Origin of the sequence: Burkholderia sp. Bp8984 (assembly GCF_003853755.1) — a bacterium.
Lineage (GTDB): Bacteria > Pseudomonadota > Gammaproteobacteria > Burkholderiales > Burkholderiaceae > Burkholderia.
Window position 1 is genome coordinate 60,614 of the sequence record NZ_QTQN01000035.1, and the last position, 22,932, is coordinate 83,545.

24 protein-coding genes are annotated in these 22,932 nt (G+C 67.5%); 5 read left to right on the plus strand and 19 right to left on the minus strand.

The window, feature by feature from the left end; translation table 11 throughout:
- Positions 1-40: 40 nt before the first annotated feature.
- The 4 genes from DID98_RS28480 to DID98_RS28495 all read right to left on the minus strand — a co-directional run bounded on the left by DID98_RS28480 (position 41) and on the right by DID98_RS28495 (position 2,556).
- A complete protein-coding gene (locus tag DID98_RS28480) occupies positions 41-511 on the minus strand; it encodes an Lrp/AsnC family transcriptional regulator (protein WP_044848024.1) in 471 nt (156 codons plus the stop codon).
- Positions 512-800: 289 nt separating this feature from the next.
- Complete coding sequence (locus tag DID98_RS28485; RefSeq protein WP_124571819.1) at positions 801-1,442, minus strand: NAD(P)-dependent oxidoreductase; 642 nt, start codon at positions 1,440-1,442, stop codon at positions 801-803.
- Between the two features lie 139 nt (positions 1,443-1,581).
- Positions 1,582-2,037 carry an Rrf2 family transcriptional regulator gene (locus tag DID98_RS28490; RefSeq protein ID WP_124487520.1) on the minus strand — a complete coding sequence of 152 codons (456 nt, stop codon included), beginning with the start codon at positions 2,035-2,037 and terminating at the stop codon, positions 1,582-1,584.
- A 90-nt stretch (positions 2,038-2,127) separates the two neighbouring features.
- Positions 2,128-2,556, minus strand: a complete 429-nt coding sequence (locus DID98_RS28495) for a hypothetical protein (RefSeq protein ID WP_124487519.1) — start codon at positions 2,554-2,556, stop codon at positions 2,128-2,130.
- Between the two features lie 194 nt (positions 2,557-2,750).
- On the opposite strand from DID98_RS28495, the gene DID98_RS28500 reads away from it, so the two are divergent.
- The 3 genes from DID98_RS28500 to DID98_RS28510 all read left to right on the plus strand — a co-directional run bounded on the left by DID98_RS28500 (position 2,751) and on the right by DID98_RS28510 (position 6,683).
- The gene (locus DID98_RS28500; RefSeq protein ID WP_124487518.1) at positions 2,751-3,086 is read left to right on the plus strand and encodes a hypothetical protein; all 336 of its coding nucleotides are present in this window, start codon (positions 2,751-2,753) and stop codon (positions 3,084-3,086) included.
- Between the two features lie 253 nt (positions 3,087-3,339).
- Positions 3,340-4,533: an ammonium transporter gene (locus DID98_RS28505; protein ID WP_124571820.1), complete on the plus strand. Its 1,194-nt coding sequence runs from the start codon at positions 3,340-3,342 to the stop codon at positions 4,531-4,533.
- A 191-nt stretch (positions 4,534-4,724) separates the two neighbouring features.
- Complete coding sequence (locus DID98_RS28510) at positions 4,725-6,683, plus strand: PhoX family phosphatase (RefSeq protein WP_124571821.1); 1,959 nt, start codon at positions 4,725-4,727, stop codon at positions 6,681-6,683.
- Between the two features lie 173 nt (positions 6,684-6,856).
- Here DID98_RS28510 and DID98_RS28515 read toward each other — a convergent pair whose 3' ends face one another.
- The 13 genes from DID98_RS28515 to DID98_RS28575 all read right to left on the minus strand — a co-directional run bounded on the left by DID98_RS28515 (position 6,857) and on the right by DID98_RS28575 (position 18,340).
- Entirely contained in the window at positions 6,857-7,471 is a 615-nt protein-coding gene (locus tag DID98_RS28515) for a type II secretion system protein (protein WP_124571822.1), read from the minus strand.
- Positions 7,468-7,884 (minus strand): type IV pilin protein, encoded by a 417-nt coding sequence (locus DID98_RS28520; protein ID WP_124571823.1) that lies wholly within the window; start codon positions 7,882-7,884, stop codon positions 7,468-7,470. Before DID98_RS28520 ends, DID98_RS28515 begins: the two co-directional genes overlap by 4 nt.
- Before the next feature lie 9 nt (positions 7,885-7,893).
- Positions 7,894-8,427 (minus strand): type II secretion system protein, encoded by a 534-nt coding sequence (locus tag DID98_RS28525; RefSeq protein ID WP_124487514.1) that lies wholly within the window; start codon positions 8,425-8,427, stop codon positions 7,894-7,896.
- Between the two features lie 3 nt (positions 8,428-8,430).
- Complete coding sequence (locus DID98_RS28530; RefSeq protein WP_124487513.1) at positions 8,431-10,773, minus strand: type IV pilus secretin PilQ; 2,343 nt, start codon at positions 10,771-10,773, stop codon at positions 8,431-8,433.
- Positions 10,774-11,415 (minus strand): hypothetical protein, encoded by a 642-nt coding sequence (locus DID98_RS28535; protein ID WP_124571824.1) that lies wholly within the window; start codon positions 11,413-11,415, stop codon positions 10,774-10,776. It lies immediately after the preceding gene.
- Entirely contained in the window at positions 11,412-11,978 is a 567-nt protein-coding gene (locus DID98_RS28540) for a hypothetical protein (protein WP_124571825.1), read from the minus strand. The genes DID98_RS28535 and DID98_RS28540 overlap by 4 nt, the downstream gene beginning before the upstream one ends.
- Positions 11,975-12,505: a membrane protein gene (locus tag DID98_RS28545; protein WP_044849141.1), complete on the minus strand. Its 531-nt coding sequence runs from the start codon at positions 12,503-12,505 to the stop codon at positions 11,975-11,977. The genes DID98_RS28540 and DID98_RS28545 overlap by 4 nt, the downstream gene beginning before the upstream one ends.
- A complete protein-coding gene (locus tag DID98_RS28550) occupies positions 12,502-13,377 on the minus strand; it encodes a hypothetical protein (RefSeq protein ID WP_124571826.1) in 876 nt (291 codons plus the stop codon). Before DID98_RS28550 ends, DID98_RS28545 begins: the two co-directional genes overlap by 4 nt.
- Complete coding sequence (locus DID98_RS28555) at positions 13,358-15,076, minus strand: GspE/PulE family protein (protein WP_124571827.1); 1,719 nt, start codon at positions 15,074-15,076, stop codon at positions 13,358-13,360. Before DID98_RS28555 ends, DID98_RS28550 begins: the two co-directional genes overlap by 20 nt.
- Positions 15,077-15,093: 17 nt before the next feature.
- Entirely contained in the window at positions 15,094-16,296 is a 1,203-nt protein-coding gene (locus tag DID98_RS28560; protein ID WP_044849144.1) for a type II secretion system F family protein, read from the minus strand.
- Positions 16,297-16,352: 56 nt separating this feature from the next.
- Complete coding sequence (gene gspG, locus DID98_RS28565; protein WP_260428118.1) at positions 16,353-16,769, minus strand: type II secretion system major pseudopilin GspG; 417 nt, start codon at positions 16,767-16,769, stop codon at positions 16,353-16,355.
- A 216-nt stretch (positions 16,770-16,985) separates the two neighbouring features.
- Complete coding sequence (locus DID98_RS28570) at positions 16,986-17,660, minus strand: response regulator transcription factor (RefSeq protein WP_124571829.1); 675 nt, start codon at positions 17,658-17,660, stop codon at positions 16,986-16,988.
- A gap of 29 nt (positions 17,661-17,689) precedes the next feature.
- Entirely contained in the window at positions 17,690-18,340 is a 651-nt protein-coding gene (locus tag DID98_RS28575) for an SCO family protein (RefSeq protein ID WP_409362346.1), read from the minus strand.
- Between the two features lie 601 nt (positions 18,341-18,941).
- Between DID98_RS28575 and DID98_RS28585 the strand changes: the two genes are divergently transcribed.
- Complete coding sequence (locus DID98_RS28585; protein WP_124571832.1) at positions 18,942-20,060, plus strand: ATP-binding protein; 1,119 nt, start codon at positions 18,942-18,944, stop codon at positions 20,058-20,060.
- Between the two features lie 13 nt (positions 20,061-20,073).
- Here the strand turns inward: DID98_RS28585 and DID98_RS28590 are convergent, their stop codons facing one another.
- Entirely contained in the window at positions 20,074-20,853 is a 780-nt protein-coding gene (locus DID98_RS28590; protein ID WP_044849151.1) for a response regulator transcription factor, read from the minus strand.
- Positions 20,854-21,386: 533 nt separating this feature from the next.
- Between DID98_RS28590 and DID98_RS28595 the strand changes: the two genes are divergently transcribed.
- A complete protein-coding gene (locus tag DID98_RS28595; RefSeq protein WP_124571833.1) occupies positions 21,387-22,025 on the plus strand; it encodes a lytic transglycosylase domain-containing protein in 639 nt (212 codons plus the stop codon).
- 157 nt (positions 22,026-22,182) lie between these two features.
- Here the strand turns inward: DID98_RS28595 and DID98_RS28600 are convergent, their stop codons facing one another.
- Positions 22,183-22,692 carry a DUF1269 domain-containing protein gene (locus DID98_RS28600; protein WP_124571836.1) on the minus strand — a complete coding sequence of 170 codons (510 nt, stop codon included), beginning with the start codon at positions 22,690-22,692 and terminating at the stop codon, positions 22,183-22,185.
- Positions 22,693-22,932: the final 240 nt, after the last annotated feature.

The following is a 22,932-nucleotide window of genomic DNA, read 5'->3' on the forward strand; positions in this document are numbered from 1 at the left end:
CACCGACGCGATGCGCCGCGACGCGTTGCCGTTCCGCGCGCTACGCCGGCTCGGCCAGATCGCGCACCGGCAGCGCGGTCGAATACTTGATCTGCTCCATCGCGAACGACGAGCTCACGTCGAACAGCGGCACCGCGCGGATCAGTTGCTTGTACACGCGATCGAAATCGTCGATGCCGGCCACCACGACCCGCAGCAGATAGTCGGTCTCGCCGCTCATCCGGTAGACCTCGACGACTTCCGGCATGTCGCACACGACCTGCGTGAAACGCTGCGCCCACTCCTCGGTGTGCTGGTTCGTGCGGATCGCGACGAACACGGTCGTGCCGACCCCGAGCTTGCGCGGATCGCACAGCGCGACCTGCGCGCGGATCGCGCCGGTTTCCTTGAGCCGCTGCACGCGCTTCCAGCAGGGTGTCTGCGACAGGTTCACGCGCTGCGCGAGTTCCGCGATCGGCAATGTGGCATCTGCCTGCAACAGCTCCAGCAGCTTGCGATCGATGGCATCCATTTACCCAGTCCCTCGTAGATAGAAATTTTTTCTATGCATCCTGCATGACGGGGAACAATATGGAAACCGCTGCGCGGCGTCGACCGGGATAAATACCAATCAGGCTGGGACGGATCCGCGTCGCGCACGGATCGCGTGCACGTCGGTCCATGAATCATCGGCGCCCATACGAAAACGGGCGATTCCACCCGTCGAGATGGAATCGCCCGTGGTTACTGCGGCTGCGCTGCCCGCCGCGCGCCGCTCACGGCGAATGCGGCACTTGCGTGCCGCCTCGCCACGATGCCGCTCAATACGCGACGGTCGCGATCTCGCGCACGAAGCTGTCTTGCTCGAGCGCATCGACGAACGCGACCGCATAGTCTTCCGCCGAGATCCTGCTGTTGCCCTGCGCGTCCACGATCAGCTTGCCGACGCCCGTGCGGAACGTGCCCGTGCGCTCGCCCGGTGCGATCAGCGCGGCCGGCGCGAAGAACGTCCAGTCGAGATCGCCGACCGTCTTCAGATAGTCGAGCGCATCGCGGTGCGCGAGCGCGACCGCCTTGTACGCGTCCGGGAAACCTTCGGTGTCGACCAGCTGCTTGCCCGGCGCGACCTCGAGCGACCCGGCGCCACCCACCACCACGAGCCGCTTCAGGCCCGCCTGGCGCGTGCTTTCCACCAGCGCCTTCGCCGCGGCGACGACCTTGGCGGGATCGTCCTGTTTCGGGCTGTACGCGCTGGCGACGACGTCGTGGCCCGGCAGCGCGGCCGCGATGCTGGCCGCATCGAACAGGTCGGCCGCCTTCGCGGTGATGCCGTCGGCCGCCGCCCCCGGATGGCGCGACAGCGCGGTCACGCGATGGCCGCGGCGCGCGGCTTCCGCGGCAATGCGCGAGCCGATCATCCCGGTGGCGCCAAACAGTGCGATGTTCAAGGAACGTTGCGTCATGTCGATTCTCCAGAAATAAATAAGTAACTACAGCAATTACATATAAGACCGAAAAAAAACGGAGCCGCACTCCGTCGTGCCGGGCGCCACGCAATGCGCGCCATCCGGCCTCCTGCCCTGCCTCATCCGCTGCCTGCGCTCAGCCGCTCGCGTTCCCCGCCGGCCGGCCGCGCTGCTCCGATGCGAGCACGTCGGCCGTGACGTCCGCGAGCGTGCGCGTGGCAAGCGATGCTTCCATCGCGCGCTGCGCGTCGCCGATATAGTCGATCAGCACGCCCTGGATGTGCCGCCCGACGAGACACGCGGGATTCGGCGCCTCGCGGTGCAGCGCGAACAGCTGCGCGTCGTCGACCGCGCGATACACGTCGAGCAGCGTGATCTCGCCCGGCTCGCGCGCCAGCAGCGCCCCGCCGCCCGCGCCGAGCTGCGACGTGGTCAGCCCCGCGGCCGCCAGCATCGACAACAGACGGCGAATCAGCGCCGGATTCGTGTTCACGCTGCCCGCGATGATGTCGGACGACAGCGGCGCGCCTTCCTGCATCGACAGCAAGGCGAGCACGTGAACGGCAAACGCGAACCGGCTGCTGGTATTCATTCCTCACTCACTCGGCGACGCCGGCCCGAACGGCAGCCGGCGACAATGTGTAACCACTATAATTACATTTCGCGAATTGCGCAAGGCCCGCTACTCGCCGCTGGCCGGCTTCGCACCCGACGCGTTCTGCTGACTCCACTGCTGAAGCTTCTTGCCGGCCTCCGCGATCTTCGCGCCGGCTTCCGATGCCGCGTGCGCGACGACCGCGGAAGCGGCCGCATCGATCTGCGCCTGCGCGGCGGACGCGAGGCCGCTCGCGGACAGCGGCGGCACGGCCGATGCCGCGCTCGCGATGCCGGCCTTCGCGGCGTTGATCTGCTGGTTGACGGTGCTCGCCACCTGGTCGAGCGCCTTGGCCGCGTTGTTTGCGGCATCGGCGGCCGCGCTCGCGGCCGTATCGGGTTGCGTGGCCGGCGTGCCGGACTTCTCGCAGCCTGCGAGCAACAATACCGCGCCGACGGCCGCGGCCGCCAGCACGGACCCGGGCATGCGACGCGCCCGCGAAGTCTTCATCTTCATCAGCAATCTCCGGCCGTGCGCCGCACGGCCTGCAGGGTTGGACCGGTGTCGATGATACCGCCTGTGGAACAGGGCCAATGCCGACTCCCGATTAAAAATGCCTTTCAATTTCGGACTTGTCTGATTCAATCGCACGCGCGCCAGCACTAAAGTGAGCAGGCTTCCATCCGCTCCACCCGCTTTCCGCTTTCTTCATGGCTTTCCTCATCGACTGGTTCATCACGCTGGCCGCCGTGCTCGCCGCCACCCTGTTCCTGTGCCTTCGCTCACCCTCCGCGGCACGCCTGCGTGACGCCGGGCGCCCGCGCCGCGTCGCCTGCGCCCGGCTGCTCGTGCAGGCGGTGATCGGCTTCTGGACGGCGGCGCTGATCGTGCTGCAAGGCATCCTCGGCCCCGCCGGCGACGACCAGTCGTACGCGGGCCTCGCCGCGCTTTCGTTCGCGGCGCTCGGGCTCTCGGCCGTCGCCGCCTACTGGTCCGCGAGCGCGTGGCGGCTGCGGCGCCCGCGCGCGCTGTTCGCGCGCCGCTGACGCGCCAGACCGGTGCATCGCGGCGCACCACGCCGCACCGCGGCGCGCATCGCACGCACCAGTTGCGCACGCACCGCACCACACACGTGCATCCGTCACGGCATTCGCGCCGCACGCGACCTGCCCCGTCATCGTGCAGGCATCACCGGAATGCCGCACCAAACGGCGCTTCGCACCAATTGCACGCAACCGTTCACCAAGTTGGCTCGATACTTGCATTCCTCGCCCGTTTTTTGCGCAAGGAAGCCACGGCATGGATGGTCTGAAATCCGGCGTCGATACACTGTTCCTGTTGATCGGCGCCGTCATGGTGCTCGCGATGCACGCGGGCTTCGCATTTCTCGAGCTCGGCACGGTCCGCAAGAAGAACCAGGTCAACGCGCTCGTGAAGATCCTGGTCGACTTCTCGGTGTCGACGCTCGCGTACTTCTTCATCGGCTATACGATCGCGTACGGCGTCGAGTTCTTCGACGACATCGGCACGCTGTCGCAGCACAACGGCTACGCGCTCGTGCGCTTCTTCTTCCTGCTGACGTTCGCGGCGGCCATCCCCGCGATCGTGTCCGGCGGCATCGCGGAGCGCGCGAAATTCAATCCGCAGCTCGTCGCGACGCTGATCATCGTCGGCTTCATCTATCCGTTCTTCGAAGGGATCGCATGGAACGAGCGCTTCGGCGTGCAAGCCTCGCTCACGCATGCATTCGGCGCGCCGTTCCACGATTTCGCGGGCTCGGTCGTCGTGCACGCGTTCGGCGGCTGGGTCGCGCTGCCGGCCGTGCTGCTGCTCGGCGCCCGCCACGGCCGCTATGCGAAGGACGGCCGGATCGCCGCGCATCCGCCGTCGAACATCCCGTTCCTCGCACTCGGCGCGTGGGTGCTCGCGGTCGGCTGGTTCGGCTTCAACGTGATGAGCGCGCAGACGCTCGACAAGATCAGCGGCCTCGTCGCCGTGAACTCGCTGATGGCGATGGTCGGCGGCACGCTCGCCGCGGGGATGGCCGGCCGCAACGATCCGGGCTTCACGTACAACGGCCCGCTCGCGGGCCTCGTCGCCGTCTGCGCGGGCTCCGACGTGATGCACCCGATCGGCGCGCTCGTCACGGGTGCCGCGGCCGGCGCACTGTTCGTCGCGATGTTCACCTGCGTGCAGAACAAGTGGCGCATCGACGACGTGCTCGGCGTGTGGCCGCTGCACGGGATGTGCGGCGCGCTCGGCGGCATTGCGGCCGGCGTGTTCGGGCAACCCGCGCTCGGCGGCCTCGGCGGCGTGTCGTTCGTGTCGCAGCTGATCGGCACGCTCGGCGGCATCGCGATCGCCACCGCGGGCGGCACGCTCGTGTACGGCGCGCTGAAGGCGACCGTCGGGCTGCGCCTCGATCGCGAAGCCGAATTCGACGGTGCCGACCTGTCGATCCACCGCATCTCGGCGACGCCCGAGCGCGACTGAGCGCAAACGCTTGCGACCGGCGTCCGGCAGCCCGCCTAACGGACGCCCGACACATCATTACGTTTTCTATTCAAAAAACTTTCATCTAGCGTCCCTACACTTCTGTCCAGTTTTCAACTTGCCTTCGCCTTGCTTGCTGATCGCCTGCTTCGCGGAAGGCCATTCTTCCAATATCTGAAACTGGACTCCACATGCCCGCGTTGCCCAATGCTTCCCGTCGTCAGGCCCTGAAGATCCTCGCCGGCGCGCCCATGCTGCCCCTCTCCGGCCTCGCGCTGCCGGCCCTGCTGACCGGCTGCGGCGGCGACGACAATCCGGTGGCGGCAACGCCGGCCGCCGCGTACACGTCGGCGGCGTTCTCGGCGATGGCCGCGCCCACGCTCGACAATGCGGCCGCGATGGCCACGACGACGGTCGGCTCGACGCTGTCGGTGTCGTTCTCGGACGGCTCGTCGCGCAACTTCAAGCTCGCGTACCGGCCGTTCTTCGTGACGGGCGACATGGTGCCGGACGGCAAGGGCGGCACGACCCTCGCGGGTGGCTATTACGACATCAACAACCAGCCGATCATCGACCGCTCGGTGGCGGGCAAGGAGCGCCAGTTCTACTCGGACTGCCCGGACGGCAGCTCGCTGCTGACGCTGAAGAACGCCAGCGTTGCCGGCGTGAAGGGCAACACGGTCTTCGCGGTCGTGCAGTTCGAATACACGACGCGCGACCAGGCAAGCGCGTCGCAGTACGGCCAGTTGCCGTCGCCGATCGCGGTGATCACGCTCGACCAGGATCCGTCCAGCGGCGCGCTGAAGGTCGTCAAGTATCACAACGTCGACACGTCGAAGGCGCACGGCCTGTGGATCACGTGCGGCGCGAGCCTGTCGCCGTGGGGCACGCACCTGTCGAGCGAGGAATACGAGCCGGACGCGACGAAGGCCGCGACCGACGCGCAGTTCAAGACATTCAGCCGGAACACGTTCGGCGACGAGACGAAGGCGAACCCCTACCACTACGGCCACCTGCCCGAGATCACGGTGAATCCGGACGGCACCGGCACGGTGAAGAAGCACTACTGTCTCGGCCGCATCTCGCACGAGCTGATCCAGGTGATGCCGGACCAGCGCACCGTGATGATGGGTGACGACGCCACCAACGGCGGCCTGTTCATGTTCGTCGCCGACAAGGCGGCCGACCTGTCGGCCGGCACGCTGTACGTCGCGAAGTGGACGCAGACGTCGTCCGCCGGCGCGGGCAGCGCGACGCTCACGTGGATCAAAATCGGACACGCGACGAGCAGCGAGATCGAGACGCTCGCGAACACGCTGAAGGCGTCGGACATCATGGACCTGACGACGACCGACCCGAACGACGCGAGCTACACGAAGATCCACTTCGGCGGCAAGTTCAACTGGATGCGCGTGAAGCCCGGGATGGAAAAGGCGGCCGCGTTCCTCGAGACGCACCGCTACGCGGCGCTGATCGGCGGCAGCATGGCGTTCACGAAGCTCGAAGGCACGACGGTCAACGCGAAGGACAAGATCGTCTACACGGCGATGTCGCGGATCGAGACGTCGATGGTCAAGGGCAATGCGGTGTCGCGCGACGTCGCGGTGGACAAGAAGATCGCCGCGGGCGCCGTCTACGCGCTGAACCTGAAGGCCGGCCAGCGCGACAAGTCGGGCAACGCGATCGACAGCGAGTGGGTGCCGGTCGACATGAGCGCGCCGGCCGCGCTCGTCGGCGAGGACCTCGCCGCGGCCGATGCGCTCGGCAACCTCGCGAACCCGGACAAGATCGCGAACCCCGACAACCTGAAGTTCTCCGAAAAGCTGCGCACGCTGTTCATCGGCGAAGACTCGGGCATGCACGTGAACAACTTCCTGTGGGCGTACAACGTCGACACGAAATCGCTCGCGCGCGTGCTGTCGTGCCCGGCCGGCGCCGAATCGACCGGCCTGCACGCGGTCGACGAGATCAACGGCTGGACCTACGTGATGAGCAACTTCCAGCACGTGGGCGACTGGGAGACGCCGCTGCACGACAAGGTCAAGGCGACGCTCGACCCGCTCGTGCGCGCGAACTACAAGGACCGCTTCGGCGCGAGCGTCGGCTACCTGACGGCCGAGCCGACCAGCATCAAGCTCGCGAAGGCCTGAGCCTCTGGCCGGGCGTCCTTAACGGGGCGCCCCTGGCCGGGTGCCCCTAGCCGGGCGCCCCTTTCTTCATCACGTTTCATTCGTCGGCGCTCCACGCCGTTTTACGCGCGATGCCCGTTGCGGGCGTCGCGCTTTTTTGCGTGCGGCCTGTATCGCGTGGTGCCGAATCCGCGTCAACGCAGGCCCGTCGGCACCTGTCCAGGCAGCGAGCCGCCCGGAAAACCGGACAGGCTCGGCGCACTGGCCGGCCGCGCCGGCGCCGACGGCGACGCTTCGTCGGCCGATGCGGCCATACCCGGTGCGAGGTAAAGAAACTTCCATTGCCGATAGGTTTCGAGGCCCTCGAAGTCCCTGTATCGATCCGGAAATCCCGCGCGCTTGATCGGCGCGCCATCCGAGCTGCTGGATACGCCGTAGAACCGGTCGGCCCGCCACAGGAACGACCAGTCGTTCTTGCCGCTGACCGGATCCGGATATGCGCGGCGCAGATGATGCATGGGCGTGGCAAAGCGCGTATCGTCCAGCAGGTCGTCGACCGTTTGCGGATATACGCGCCCGACACGGTAGTACGCGACGATGGCCCTGCGGTACTGGTCGCCGACGAACAGCAGTTGCCGCTCCTGTTCGCGGCGCCGCTGCAGCGACCAAACGTCCAGCGCGCCGGCCAGCGCGATCGACATCAGCATCAGCGCGATCAGCAGCGCGAGCAGCACGAGCCCGCGCTGCCGCCCGCCGCGCAGGCGGACATGCATCGCACGCGCGCGCGCGGCCCGGCCGGACCGGCTCATTTCACCGCTCCGGCCACGCCCGCCGTTGCCGCCGTTGCCGCCACGCCCGGCGGCGCGCCTTGCACACCGCTCGCGGGGCCCACATCGTAGACGCCCGGCTTGGTGTCGTCCGGCGATGCGATCGTCGCCCATTTGTCGTCGCCGTTCACCGGATCGACCGGAACCGCACGCAAGTAGTGCTTCGCGACCAGCTCGTCGAGCGTGTCGGGGTATTGCCCGTTGTCACCGTAATACTGGTCGATCGCATTGCGCATCACCGCGAGGTTCTGCCGCCGCACCTGTTCCTTCCCGCGCTCGATGCTGTGCATGTAGCGCGGCACGGCCAAGGTCAGAAGCAGCCCGATGATGGCCATCACGACCACGATTTCGATCAGCGTAAAGCCGCGGATCCTGCGCATGCGAGCGGGTTTCATGATGAACCGTCACCATTGTTTGTACGGAATGCCGTTGATGCCGACACGAGCGGATTTCGAGGTCACGTCGAACACGTCCTTGCCGGGCTCCATGGCGGCAGGAGCCGCGTCGGCCGACGGGTCCGGTGGCGTGCCGTACGCGCGCACATCCCAGGTGTCCTCGGCCGGCGTATCGGGATCGCCGGCGAAGAACGGATCGCGCGGCACGCGGCGCAGGAACGTCATCATGCCGCCCTTCGGGTCGCGGACGTTCTTCACGCCCGTCACGAGCACGGCCAGCGACGGCGGATAGCCGGACGCTTCCGCCTCCTTTTCGATCTGCCCCGCATCGCTCGCGTCCTTGTACGCATCGAGCGCCGTGCGAATCTCGCGCAACGCGGCACTCAGCTCCTGCTCCTTCTGACGCTGCACGATCAGTTCGGAGAACGGCATGATCGCGAGCGCGAGGATCGACACGAGCGCGAGGGTGATGACCATCTCGATCAACGTGAAGCCGCGCCGGCCGACGCGGCCAATGCGAGGCGCTGCGCGGCGGGCGTTCACGGCTCACTTCCCGATCGGGCGAAGCGGGTTTTCGTTCGGGATATCGCCCGCCGGCATCTGCAGCGTCGGAGCGGGCGACGCCGGCGCGGCGGCCGGCGCATTGGCCGCCGCGGCCGCCTGCTCGGCCGGTGCCGGCGACGCAACCGGCGTCACGGTGGTGCCCGGCGCGGGCGCCACTTCATTGCCCGCAGGCGCGGCCGCCTGCGCCGCGCCGCCAGCCGGCTGCTCCGCCGCGGCGGTCCCGGCCGCCGGCGCGGGCAACGCCGGCTGTGGCCGCGCGAACCGCCCGCCGTACGGGTCGGGCGGCGGTGTCGTGCGCGGTGCGGCCGGCAGCTGCCCGAACGCGCCGCTCTGCGGCGATGGCTGCGCACGGTTCGCCGCGGCCTCCAGCGGCGACGGCGCCGCGCCGCCCGACGTCCCGCCGCCCACGCTGCCCGGAACGACCTTCGCCTCCGGCGCCGCGGGTGCCTTCGCCTCTGGCGCCGCCGGCGCCTTCGCGTCCGTCGCCGCGGGCGCCTCCGCATTCAGCGCCACCGGGTCGAGTCGCAGCTGGTCGGCATGCACGTTGACGTCGGTGCCCGACCACACTTCCTGCGTGTCCGCATCCGCCGCAACCTGCGGCCGGACGATATGCGGCGTGATCTGCAGCACGATCTCGGTCTTCTTGTGATCGCCGCCGTGATCCGAGAACAGGCGGCCGAGCACCGGCAACTGGCCGAGACCCGGCACCTTGTTCGCGTTGCGGCGGTCCTCGTCCGAAATCAGGCCGCCCATGATCTGCGTTTCGCCGTCCCGAAGCCGCAGGCTGGTCGACGCGCTGCGCGTGCCGATCTGATACGCGAGCGAGCTCAGCCCCTGCGAGTTGCCGCTCGAGATCGTGTTGGTGATGTTGCTGACTTCGAGATTCAGCTTGATGCCGACGTCGCCGTCGCGATAAACCTGCGGCTCGACCTCGAGCTTGATGCCCACGTCGAGGTACTGGATCATCTGCGTAAATGACGGGCCACTGGTGCTCGGCGTGCTCGAGCTCGAAATCACCGGCACCTTGTCGCCGATCATGATGCGCGCCTTCTCCTTGTTGCGCGCACGGATGCGCGGGCTCGCGAGCAGGTTCGCGTCGGTATCGGTCAGCTTGAAGTCCGCGGTGGCCGACAGGCCGCTCACGTTCAGCGCATTGATCGGCAGATGATGCAGCACGCCCCAGGTATCGGCCGAACTCGGCGTCGACACCGTAAACGAGTTGGGCCAGTTGATGCCGAGTTGCGATATCCGGTCGTGCGATACCTCCAGCACCTCGACCTCGAGCATCACCTCCGGCTCCGGCAAGTCCTGGGCGGTGATCATTTCCTCGGCGACCTTGATCGTGTCCGGCGTGCCGCGGATCGTCACCGAGTTCGCGCGCTCGTCGATCACGGCCTCCTTCACCTTCAGCAGGCTCTTCAGCAGCGACTGGATCTGCTTCGCATCGACGTTCGACAGCTGGAACGTGCGCACCTTGAGCTCCTGGTATTCGAGCTCCTTGGCCGGCGTCGCCGGGTAGATGAACAGCGTGTTCGCATTCATCTGCTTCTTGTCGAGCTGGTTCTGCAACAGGATCATGTCGACCGTGTCCTGCAGCGACGCGTTCTGCACGAAGATCGTCGTCTTCAGGTCGGCGCGCACGTCGCGATCGAAAATGACGTTCAGCCCGGACGTGCGCGACAAGGCCTCGAACACCATCCGCACGTTCGCGTCGCGGAACTGCAGCGACACAGGCGTGCGCATGATCGACGACGCCGCGAGCTTGTCGTCGCGGTCCGCGTGTTGCTGGCGGCGCTTTTCGTCGAGTTCCGCCTGCATCCGCATCGCCATCGCGTTGGCCGGATCCTCGACCAGCACGCGATGCACGCGTTCGGCGGCCTGCGCGTACGAACCGCGCTTCATCATGCGGTCCGCTTCCTGCAGGATCGCGAGATGCTTGCGGTCCTGGTCGATCATCGCGCCGATCCGGCGCGCGCGCTCGCTGGTCGGATCGAGCTGCTTCGCCATGTAGACGGAGCGCGCCGCGTCGTCGAATTCGTTCTGCTGACGAAACGCGTCCGCGTTGTCGAGCAGCTGGCCGACCGCGTCGTTGCGCTCGTGCAAGGCGTCGATCTTCACCTGCGCATTGGTCGGATCGTCCTGAAGGTTCGGCACATGCGCGCAACCGCCGCACGCGAGCAGCGCCACGGCGATCGCCAGCGCGCGTTGCGTCGCGCAGCGGGGCGCCGGTGCGGGTCGCGCACCGGCCGGGGTGACGGCGCAAAGGCGTGTCGACGGGCCGCCGTCCCCGTTGCGGCGCACATCCCGTGTCAGTACGGTTTCCATTTACTTTCCTTCCACTGAAATGGGCACCATCTGGATCTGGTTCAGCGGCAGATAGGTGAGCACCACGTTCGACTCGGACACCGACTCGACGCGATACTGGCTGTCGATCACATCGCCCGGCGAAACGATCAGCAACTGGTCTCCGTTGCCGAGAAACACTTGCGGCTTCGCCGACTTGGCATCCTGCTGGCCGAGATAGATGAACGGCACCGGCGGCGCGGTCGGCGGCGCCGGACGCGTTTCCGGCAGCGGCGGCTCGACCGGCGGCGGCGGCAGCCATGACGACGCCGTGAAGGGATCGTGCGCAGCTTCGACGGACACGGGCGCACGCAATGCGGCGAGCTGTTCCCGCGCGGTCGCCGCCGCGTCATGCGGCGCGGGTACGTCATGCGCCTCGGGCAACGACGCGGGCGCAGGCGCCGCGGCATGCGAGGCCGCCGCAAGGCCTGCGCGTGCGCGTGCCGGCGCGGGCGCCACGCGCGCACCGTCGCGATGGACGATGCCGCTTGCGGCGGCCGGAGCCGGCTGCTGCATCGCCGCCACCAGCACGCGATATCCGGTACCGGCGACGACGAGGCAGCCCAGCAAGAGCACGAGCACGAGTCGATTGCGCGACGCGGGTTTCATGACGGCGGAGATCATGGCTGGGCACTCCGGTAGACGAGTTCGAAACGAACCCGCGCGTCGAGAATGCTGCTGCCCACCGCCGGACGCTCGACGTGGATTTCCTGCAGCGCCGCGTTCGGCACGTGGTTCAGCACCGACGCGAGAAAATGCCGGATCGCGCCGTACTGATCCTTCACGGGCAGCAGCACCTGGTAGCGCGTGAAGCGCGCCCCCGACTCGGTCGTCATCTGGTACTCGGCGGAGCCGAGCGCCAGATGGCTGTCGCGCGCCTGCTCGAAGATCGACGCGATGTCGTCCGCGCTTTGCGAAAAGCGCGGAAAGAGCGCCGGCAACGTGTCGAGCGTCGTCGCGTCCGCCGCCGTGCCGCGCACGTCGGCCGGACGATGGCCGCGTGCGGCGCGCACGACGCCCGCCGGCGCCCGCATCGCGCGCGTGTCGGCCTCCACGCCGGCGAGCGCCGCATACGTGATGCCCGCGGCACCGAGCATCAGGATCCCGGCGAGCCCCGGCAAGCCGAATGCACGGCGCCACGCGAACCGAAGCGTGAGCAGGCGGTCCGCGAAACGATCGGCTTTCATGATTTCCTCCAGACGGCCGTGATCTGGAAACGCACCGGCTTTCCCGCCACGTTCTCCTCGACGAGGTGGCCGTTGAGCGTCGCCTCGCGCAGCACGTCGCTCGTCTGCAAGTACTTCAGGTACGCGATCATCGCGTCCGGGTCCTTCGCTTCGGCCGTGATGCGAATCTGGCCCTGTGCCGGGTTCTGGTCGATGCCGATCAGTGCGACGTCATGGCCCGGATAGTCTTCGACGATCGAGAAGAGCGTCTGCCACGGCACGGTCAGTTCGCGCAGCACGGCCTGGCTCTGCTTTTCCGCGAGCCGCGCGGCCGCGGTCGGCGGCGGCTTCACGACGTGTTGTTGCGCGAACGTGCGATGCTGGACGAGCGCCAGCGCGTCCCGGATGCGATCGTTCTCCGCATACGCGTGCCAGAGCCGGACGGCGCACGCGCCCCACAGCAGCGCGGCGACGCCGAGCAGGATCGCGCCGCTCACGCCGATGCGGGCGCGGCGCCGGCAAAAATCGATGTCGAGCGTGCGGCTCATGATGCGTACTCCAGCAACCGGCGCGCAGGCGAACCGTCGAGCGCCGCGCGGCCCGGCAGCACGGCCGCGGCAAAACGCGCCTCGAACGGCGCGGCATCCGTGTCGACGCCGCACAGATAGACCTTGCAGTCGTCGCGCGTCAGGCCCGTGCGCGTCGCCGAGCGCTCGAACAGCTGCTCGGCGAGTTCGGCAAGCCTCGACGCATCGCCGGACTCGCCCGGAAAGAGGCGCTGCGCGTCGTACGCGGTCCACTCGCCGCGCTCGATCATGACCGCCTGCAGCAACGCCTCGCCGATGACGAGCAGCATCGCGTCGCCGTCCGGCTTCACCGCGACCCGATCGAGCGTCTCCGGAAGCCCCGCGCGCAGGCAGCGGATGCGGACGTCGCCGGCTGCGCCCGTCCCGAGGATGCCGTCGTACAGCGTGCGCGGCAGCGCGCTGGCAAAGAGCACACGGCCGCCGCGCCGCACGTCGAAGCGCGTGACCAGCGACTCGGCGGCGACCCCGTAGGTGTCGGAGAAATGCGCGAGCGCGATGTCCTCGAGCTCGCGCGCGTGCAGCGCGCGGAAGTCGCCGCGCAGGATCGCATGGCAACACCAGAAATCGTCGAGCACGATGTGCGCGCCGCGCGCGGGCGGCCGCTTCGCTTTGCCGTCGCTGCCGGCTGTCGTGGCCGTCGCGGCCAGCGCGGCAGCCAGCGCGTCGAGCACCCCCGTCTCGCTCCCGAACCGTTCGTCGGGGATGACGACGCTGAGCGGATCTGCGGCGAACCCGCGCCGGCCCGGCCGCCACAGTGCGCGCGGGCGGACGCCGACGACGATCTCGCGCGTGCCGACGCCGATCGCGAGCCGATCATTCGACCATGGTGACACGATTGATCTCCTCGAGCGTCGTTTCGCCGCGCCTCACCAGGTCGATCGCCGATGCGCGCAACGTCGTCATGCCGTAGCGCAGCGCCGCCGCCTTGATGTGCCCGAGCGGCGCGCGCTCCGACAGCAGTTGCCGCAGTTCGTCGTTCATGCGCAGCGCCTCCGCGATCGCGCGCCGGCCGCGATAGCCGCTGCCGCGGCACATCGCGCACCCGGTACCGCGGCGAAACAGGTAGCTGCCGGCCGTGTCCGGGTCGATACCCGAGCGGGCGAGCGCATCCGCGTCGACCGTGTCCTCGTCCAGGCAGTCCGGACAGCACTGGCGCAGCAGCCGCTGCGCGATCACGCCGTTCAGCGCCGATACGAAGCTGTACGGATCGACCTCCATGTTCGTGAATCGGCCGATCACGTCGAACACGTTGTTCGCATGCACGGTGGTGAACACCTGGTGGCCGGTCAGCGCGGCCTGCACGGCGATCTGCGCGGTTTCGGGATCGCGGATTTCGCCGACCATGATCTTGTCCGGATCGTGCCGCAGGATCGACCGCAAGCCGCGCGCGAACGTCAGGCCCTTCGCCTCGTTGACCGGTATCTGCAGGATCTCGCCGAGCTGGTATTCGACCGGATCCTCGATCGTCACGATCTTCTCGAGCCCGTTGTTGATTTCGGTGAGGATTGCATAAAGCGTCGTGGTCTTGCCGCTGCCGGTGGGGCCCGTGACGAGCAGCATCCCGTACGGCATCGACGCGACCGACCGCATGAAGCGCGTGTCGGCGGGCTGGAACCCCAGCGCCTCGAGCGTCAGGCCGCCCGACGCCTGGGACAGCTGGTAGCGGTCGAGAATCCGCAACACCGCGTCCTCGCCGAACTGGTTCGGCATGATCGATACGCGAAAATCGATCTCGCGTCCGGCGTACATCGCCTTGAAGCGCCCGTCCTGCGGAATGCGGCGCTCCGCGATATCGAGCTCGGAGATCACCTTCACGCGCGACAGCACCTGGTCCGCGACGTCGCGGCCCTCGACGCGCCCCACCACCGTCAGCACGCCATCGACCCGGCACTTGATCATCAAGCCGTTCGCCCGGCATTCGAGGTGGATGTCGCTCGCCAGCATCTTGAGCGCGTCGTAGATCGTCGAGTTGAGCAGACGCACCACCGGGCTGTCGTCGCTGCTGATGCCCTGCAGCGTCAACGCGAGCGACGCCGGATCGGGCGCACTCTGGATCGGATCGTCGAACGCGAGCGAATCCATCGCGCGGATGTCCTTCTCCCGCACGGCGAGATAGGCGCCCAGGTCGCCCGCGCTCGCGAGCGCCCATCCGTACGGCAGCGCCGGGTGCGCACGCATCCGGTGCTCGATCCAGCCGCGCGTGCGGGCATCGAGCGGATCGGCGATCGCGAACAGCAGCGCGCCGCAGTCGGGATCGCGCAGGCACACGCAAAGCCGCGCGGTTGCCTCGACGAACGGCACCAGCTCGAAATCCGGCACCAGGCGGTTCAGTTCGCGCATGCCGATCGGCTTCATCCGGAATTGCGACGCGAGCCGCTCGCGCATCTCGTCCGCGCCCAGCGCCGTCTGCGCCGTCAATGCCTCGAGCGCGCGCAGGCCCGAACCGTGCCGCTCGCCGAGCGTGCGCAGCAGGTCGCGCAGTTCGGCGTCCGCGTCGGGCGGGTTGTCGGGGGAGGATGTGAGGGTGTCCACGCGCGTCTCCGGGGCGGCTACTGAATGCTCGACGCGATCTCGAAGATCGGCATGTACATCAACACGACGATGCCGCCGATCACCACGCCGATCACGATCATCATCATGGGTTCGATCAGCCGCGAAATCAGGTCGATCGTGCGCGACACCTGCGCTTCCTGAAACGCGGCGATCCGGTCGAGGACGGGCCCGAGCCCGCCGGTCTTCTCGGCCACCGTCAGCAGGCGGTAGCCGATCGCATTCGCGAGACCGGCCTGCTGGAACGCGTCGGACATCTTCGCGCCGTTGCGGACCTGCTGCAGCGCGCGCGCAAGCGCAGCCTGGTCCGCGCGGCCGACGAGGCCGCGTGCGAGATCGAACGCGCGAATGGCGGGAATGCCGCCGTCGACCAGCATCGCCGTCGTGCGATAGAACTGCGACTGGCGAAACACGCGGAAGTGTTGCCCGATGCCGGGCAGCGCCAGCAGCCGATCCGCGAGCCAGATGCGCAGCGCCGGCCGCCGCAGCGCGATACCGGCGGCCACCGCCAGCACCGCGAGGCCGCCGGCCAGCTCGGTGCCGTGCGCGTGCACCATGCCGCCCCACGCCATCAGCAGCCGCGACATCAGCGGCAGCTCGCGGCCGCTGTGTTCGAGCAGCGTCGCGAAGCGCGGCACCACGAAGCCGAGCAGGAACAGCACGACGGCCGCACCGACGAACAGCAGCACCGTCGGGTAGATCGCCGCCGACACGACCCGCGCGCGCAACTCGCGCAGCGTCGCGCTGTTGTGCGAATAGCGCGTCAGGCTGTCGGCCAGGCCGCCGGTCTGCTCGCTCGCCTTCACGCAGGCCACCAGCACCGGCGGAAAGATCGGGCTCGCGTGCTCGAGCGCCGCCGACAACGACTGCCCTTCCTCGAGCTGCCGCAGCAGATCTCGGCACACCTGTGCGGACGCCTCGCGCCGCGCGTTGCCGCCGAGCGTGCGCAACGCGTCGACGAGGCCGACACCCGCATCGAGCAGCGCCGCCAGCTCGCGCGCGAACATGTCGACGTCGAACCGCGCACGCGGCATGCCGAGCCGGTTCGCGCCGCGCCGCTGCCGCCCGGCGTCCGTGCTGACCGATACGACGCGAAGGCCGCGCGCACGCGCGAGCGAGGCCGCGTTCGCCGGCGAATCGCTGTCGATGCGAAGCGTCTGCACCGAGCCGCTCGTATCGAATACATGCAGCACGAATTTCACGTCGAACCTCCTTGCGAGCTGCTCACGACGCGCGCCGCGACCGCGGCCATGCGCCCCTACCACGACGAGATCGTCACGTTCTCGCCGGTACCGCCGCCGCGCCCGTCCTTGCCGAGCGAGAACAGGTCGTAGTCGCCGTGCTCGCCGGGTGAACGATACTGATAGGGCCGGTCCCACGGATCCACCGGGACGGCCTTCTGCAGATAGGGACCGCTCCACCGCGATGCGCTTTGCGGCTTGTTCACGAGCGCATCGAGCCCCTCCTCGGTCGTCGGATAGGTACCGACGTCGAGCCGGTATTGATCCAGCGCCTGGCCGAGCGACACGATCTGCGCACGCGCGATCTTGACGTTGGACTTGCCGACCTGTTCGAAATACCGTGGCGCCACGAGCCCTGCCAGCAATCCGATGATGACCATCACGACGAGCAGCTCGAGCAGCGTGAAGCCGCGACTCACACACGCGCGGCACACGCGTCGCTCGTCACGCTGCCGCCAGCCCGGCCCGTCGGCCGGGATCGAGAACGATTCGTGGCTCACGGCTGCCTCCCTGTATCGACCCGCGGCACCGGCGCCGCCGATGCCGTTGATTGCATTCTTGTTCACGCCGGTACGGGTCAGAAGTAGGGAGTGCCGTCCATCCCCATGGGTAAATCCCCCCCTGTTGGGCCCTGCCCGAATGGAGGGGATTTACACACGGTCGTCGTCGTTCAGCGCGAGCACGCCGACGTCGATCGCGAAGTGAACGAGGCCGGTCAGGTTCACGACGCCGAGCTTGCGCATGAGATTGGCGCGGTGCTTGTCCACCGTTTTCGGGCTGACCTTCAGGCACTCGCCGACCTGCCGGCTCGTGTGCCCTTCGACGACGAGGCGCAACACCGTGCGCTCGCGATTCGTCAGCGCATTCCACAATCGCGCCCGGTGCGCGTTCGCGTCGTGCAGCCCGTGCAGGCCGGCGCGGGCGCGATAGGCGTCGAGGCTGACCACGCACTTGCCCTGCATCACGAAGCGCATCTCGCGCACCAGGTCGGCGAACGGCGAATCCTTGACCACGTAGCCGTCCGCGCCAGCGGCAAACGCTTCCCTGACGTTGTCTTCGCTGCGATGAACCGTGAGGACGATGATCCGCGCATGCGGCACGTCGCGCTTGATCGTCGCGATCGCTTCGAAGCCGCTGCCGCCCGGCATGGACAGATCCATCAGGATCAGGTCGGGCCGCGTCTTCTCGGCGAGACGGCAGGCCTCGACCCCGCCGCTCGCCGCGCCGACGATGCAGTAGTCGGCCAGCTCGGAAACCAGGTGACTCAGGCCGACCCGCAACAGATGCTGATCCTCGACGATCAGCACACGGTGCTTGTTGTCCAATTTCGACGCTCCTTTCAGAGACGCGATACCTAGTTGGACGCGACGACATCGCGATAGGCCGCGAGCAGCTCGGTCGGCGTCGCGAAGCCGTCGATACGCAGCCACGGCTGGCCCGGCGCGGCCCGCACGAACGTCACCGGCGTGTGGTTCATCTTGTCGCCGCGATACACGTTGAACGCGCGTTGCGCGGCGACGCTCGCATCGACGGTACCGGTGTAGTGCTGCCATTCGGGGCCGGCTTCGAAGCGTGCCGCGTAGGTCCTGAGCCGCTCGGGCGTGTCCGCTTCCGGATCGATCGAGATCGACATGATGTGCACCTTGTCGCGGTCGGCGCCGAGTTCGCCCTGCAGCTGCTCGAGCGTCTGGCTGATCATCGGGCAGATGGTCGTGCAACTGGTGTAGATGAATGTCAGGATCACCGGCCGGCCGTCGTCCAGTTCCTTGGCCAGCGAGACGGTCCGGCCGTCGTCGCGCACGAGCTGGACCGACGGCTCGGCATACTGGACCATCGTGTGCACGGTGCCCGGCATCACGGCGTGATGATGCATGTGCATGCCGGCGCCTTCGGTCGCGCCGTCGGTCATCTGCGAGGCGGCCTTGTCCGCCGGTTTTGCGGCGGGTGCGGCCGGTGCGGGCGCGGCGGGGCTATCGTTGGCGGGCGCCGCGGCGGGCTGCGTCATGGGCTCGGTTGCGGGCTCCGTCGCCTGCTCCGCGGCGGGCTGCATCGCGGGCTCGGTGGCGGGCTCCATCGCGTGCTCCGCGGCGTGCGTCGCCGCGCTGTCGGCGGTGTTTCCGGCGGGATCTTCGACACCGTTCTGCATGGTCATTCCCGTCATGCTCTCGACGGCATCCGGCGCACCATTCTCCGTGACGCTCGTGCTCGCGGCAGCGTTTTCCGCGGCCGCACCGCCGGCGTTCTCGATCGCGCTGCCATCGGGCGCACACCACGCGGGCGTCGCGGCAAGCGCAACGCCCGCGACCACGAGTGCGCCCATCGTCGATCTTCCGATCCTGTTCATACCAGCCTCCCTGAGACGCGCCCAGGCAGCGGACAATTCCGTGCCCCGCCACTGAAGTGTCATGAATCCGGTCGAGAGCGTCATGGGATGACGCCCCCCAAAGGCCGGTAGGACATGCCCGCTTGGCGGGATTTCCCGTTGCATACGGAAGGTATTTCCCCAAGACTTACGCGCGAAATCCCCATGTTGCGGGCCGAGTCGGTCACGTCCTAGAATGATCGAAACCTTACGGTTTCCTGAAAACTGCGCTTCGGGAGATACCATGACTGAACGCCAGCCGGAAGGACCACGAATCAGGCTGCTCGATCTGATCGATGCGATGCGCAAGCTGCGCAGCGCGGTGCGTCCCGATGATCGCCGCAGTGCTGTCGTCACCGATGCGCGTGGAGCGGCGCTCGCCATTCTCGCCGACGACGGCACCTTCGTATCGGTCAATCGCAGTGCCGCGGCAGTGTTCGGCTACACGGCCGCCGAACTCGTCGGCCGGCATCTGTCCGACCTGGCGCCCGACGACGCCCACGCCGAGCTGGCGGGCGAGCTGTCCACGAGCGTCGCCCTTCAGCATCATTCGTTCACTGCAATGCTCAGCGGGCGAAGCGGCCATCCCGCGCGATTCGTCGTACATCAGCAGGCACTTCCCGACACGCACCTGTCGCTGACGCTGTTCGAGGAACCGTCGACGCCCGAGCCCGAACGGCGCGGCGCCGCGGCGAACGATGCGGGCGTGCACGCCTGCAACTCCTATCTCCTGATGGGCCAGCAGAAGGAGCGGCATCGGCTTGCCGCGGAATTGCACGACGGGCTCGGCCAGGCGCTGACGCTCATCAAGCTGATGAACGAGGACGCGCTCATGCGCATTCGCCGCGGCGAGATCGCGGACGCGACGACGCTGCTCGACGACGCCGTGCTGCGCATTCGCGAGACGATCGGCGAAGTCCGCCAGATCTGCGGCGAACTGAGGCCGCCGATACTCGACAAGCTCGGACTGCCGGCCGCGCTCGCTTCGCTGTGCCGGCGCATCGAGCGCGACGCGGACCCGCTGTCGGTGGAGTTCAATTGCGACGTCGACGACGACGACATACCGGATCATCTGAAGGCCGACGCGTTCAGAGTCGCGCAGGAGGCACTCCACAACATCGTCAAGCATGCACAGGCCACCGAGATCGTGCTCAGCCTGCAACACGATGCCGGCAGCCTGATGCTGACGATCGACGACGACGGCGTCGGCTACGAACGTCGCCCGCTTTCGACGGACGACGCGCGCACGGCCGGGCTCGGCCTGATCGGCATGCAGCACCGCATCGAGGCGCACGGCGGCACGTTTGCGATCCAGTCGTCCGCCGCGACGGGTACGCGCGTCTCGGCAACCTGGCCGCTCTGACGCGCAGCCACGCTCAGCCCTTCACGCCGCCCGCCGGATAGTCGTCCAGCCGCGCGACGGCGCCTGCCGCCTGCACGCCGTCGGCGACTGCGTGCGTCGACACCTCGTCCACGTTCGGCTCCGCGCATTTCGCCGCGAGTGTCGTCAACAGACCCATGTTCATCGCGACGAGCACCAGCTCCGTCAGATTCGCGAGATGGAGCTTGTGCATCATGCTCGCCCGGTACTTCTCGATCGTCTTCGGGCTCAGGTTCAGGTACTGACCGACCTGCCGGTTGGTGCGTCCTTCCGCGATCAGTTTCAGCACGCTGCGTTCGCGTGCGGTCAGGATGTCCCACGCCTTTTTCGGCGCGGGCATTTCGCGACCGCTGACGAACGAGTCGACCATGTAGCCGTACACGTCGGCACTCAGGTGCTTCTTCCCCTGCATGACCATGCGCATCGCCAGCAGCAATTCGTCGAACGAAACGTCCTTGAGCACGTAGCCGTCGACACCCGCGCGCAGCGCCTCGCGCACATACTCTTCGCTCTGGTGCACCGTGAGCGCGACGATCCGGACGGACGGCGTTCGACGCTTGATCGTCGCGCTCGCATCGATGCCGTTCATCCCGCGCATCGACAGATCCATCAGGATCAGGTCCGGCGCGAGCGTCATTGCCTGATGGCATGCCTCCTTGCCGTCCCGCGCTTCGCCGACGACTTCGTAATCGCCTTGTGCGCAAAGCATCGACCGGAGCCCGTTTCTCAGCAGATCGTGATCTTCTGCAATTATCACGCGATATTTAGTATTCACGACTTCCCCCAAGTGTTCCCGCGCTTGCACCCCCGTTGGACATCGATGCCTCGGTTGCACGGTGCCGGACGCCCTTTCTGATGATTTCCTCGGTCCGGTCTGGTGGCCCGCCTCGCGAGCGATTGGCCACGCTCCTCGTCGGAGCAAGGATCGCGCCACCGCGCCGCGCGCGAGCGCCCGCGCCGGGCATGCATCTGCGGAAACGTCGTGCGACGACGGGAATGTTTCAGGCGTGAATCGTTTCGGGGTGGTGCGTCGCATCAGTAAGACTACGGATGGCGGGACTATCCGATCGCTTTCGCCGCGCGAGAAATGATTTCTTCTGCAACCACGGTTGCATCGAGCAGAAAACAACTGTTCCGCGTAAGGATCGTCAACTTCGCCGGATTACCGGATCCTACCGGCGATTCCTTGTGTAACAGTTTTGCACCGCCACCGCGGCAGCGTCTCCGCCGGCATCGAATTGTAGGAGGATGCCCCATTGTCGATGCGATCAACCGACCACGAAAATGCAGATGCAGGAGGCCTGAAAGATGCACTGCCAACCTTCGTCCGGATTACGAAAGACCATCGTCGTCGCCGCATGCGCGGGAATCGGCTCGGCATGGTCGTGCGCCGCTCACGCGCAGATATTCGGCATGGTGGCGAAGAACGGGGTCATCGTCCTGACCAACGTGCCCACCACGGTCAATCTGAAAGTGATCGTCGCGGCCGCGAGGCCAGCCGCCAGGCCGGCCGCATCCACGACAAAGCGTGTCGCGCCGAAACACGTCGTCGCGTCGTCGTTCGAGGACGTGATCGCCGAAGCGAGCCGGTCGTTCAACGTTCCGCCCGAACTCCTTCGCGCCGTGATCGACGTCGAATCGGGATACAACCCGAAGGCGGTATCGGACAAGGGCGCGCTCGGGCTCATGCAACTGATGCCGGAAACGGCCCGGCGCTTCTCGGGCGGCGACATGTTCGATCCGCGCGCCAACGTGCTGACCGGCGCACGGTATCTGCGCTTCCTGCTCGACCTGTTCAAGGAAAACGTCGAACTCACGCTCGCTGCGTACAACGCCGGAGAGAATGCCGTGATTCGGGCCGGGTATCGCATCCCGGCGATGCCGCAGACGCGCGAGTACGTGCCGCGCGTGCTCGCGCGCTACAAGCGGCTGCTCGCCGCGAATTGAAAAACGCGGAAAAACGCGAAACACGCGCGACCCGCGGCAGCCTGCGCGCGGCAATGCTGCCGGCATCGCGCGCACGGCGCGTTGCCGGGCGCCATGAAGCGATGGCGTCCGGCAACGTGTAGCGCCGTAGCGGCCGGCATTCGGCCGGCCCCGCCACTCATGGAAATGCCGGGACAGTCGGATCCTCTCCCTGCAGATGCGCATCCCTATGGTGAAGCCTGATCGCGTCTTCGATCTCGCGAACGCGGTCGGTCGGCACGTCGATCATCATCAGCAGCTCGCCATGCTCGATGCCCTCCTCGAAACGCTTCAGGCGCGTGCTCGGCATGTCGATGCCGATCATCGTCGCCACCCATGCGCCGAAGGCCGCGCCGAACAGCGTGATCGCCACGACGATGCCGCCGCCGATCGGCAAACCCTCGGGCTGGACCAGCAGCAGGATCAGCCCCATCAGCATGCCGGTCGCGGAGCCGACCGCGGTGCCGCGCGCGAGCGACGGCAGCAGGTCGCTGCGTTGCACCAGCGTGGCTTCCGGCAAGTCGTCGCGCCAGACATCGTGATTCGCGAGGCAATGGATATGTCGCCACTCGATTCGCAGCGACAGCAGCTCGCCGACGATCGACCGCGCGCATTGCGCCGTCGGCAACAGAAAATAGACGCGTCTCATGGCTGCTCCTCCTGCGTCGCATCCGGAATGCGGCGATGCCCGTTCGGACATTCTGGTCCGGCACGCCCGCGGCGGGTAGGGGTAATGCTCGCCGAAGTGCATGGGTAGAACACGGTAGGAAACGCCCAGCATGCTTCAGAGTTGCCCGTAACTGTGCAGCCCCGACAGGAACATGTTGACGCCGAGGAACGCGAACGTCGTCACGAGCAGGCCGGTGAGCGCCCACCAGGCGGCAACGGC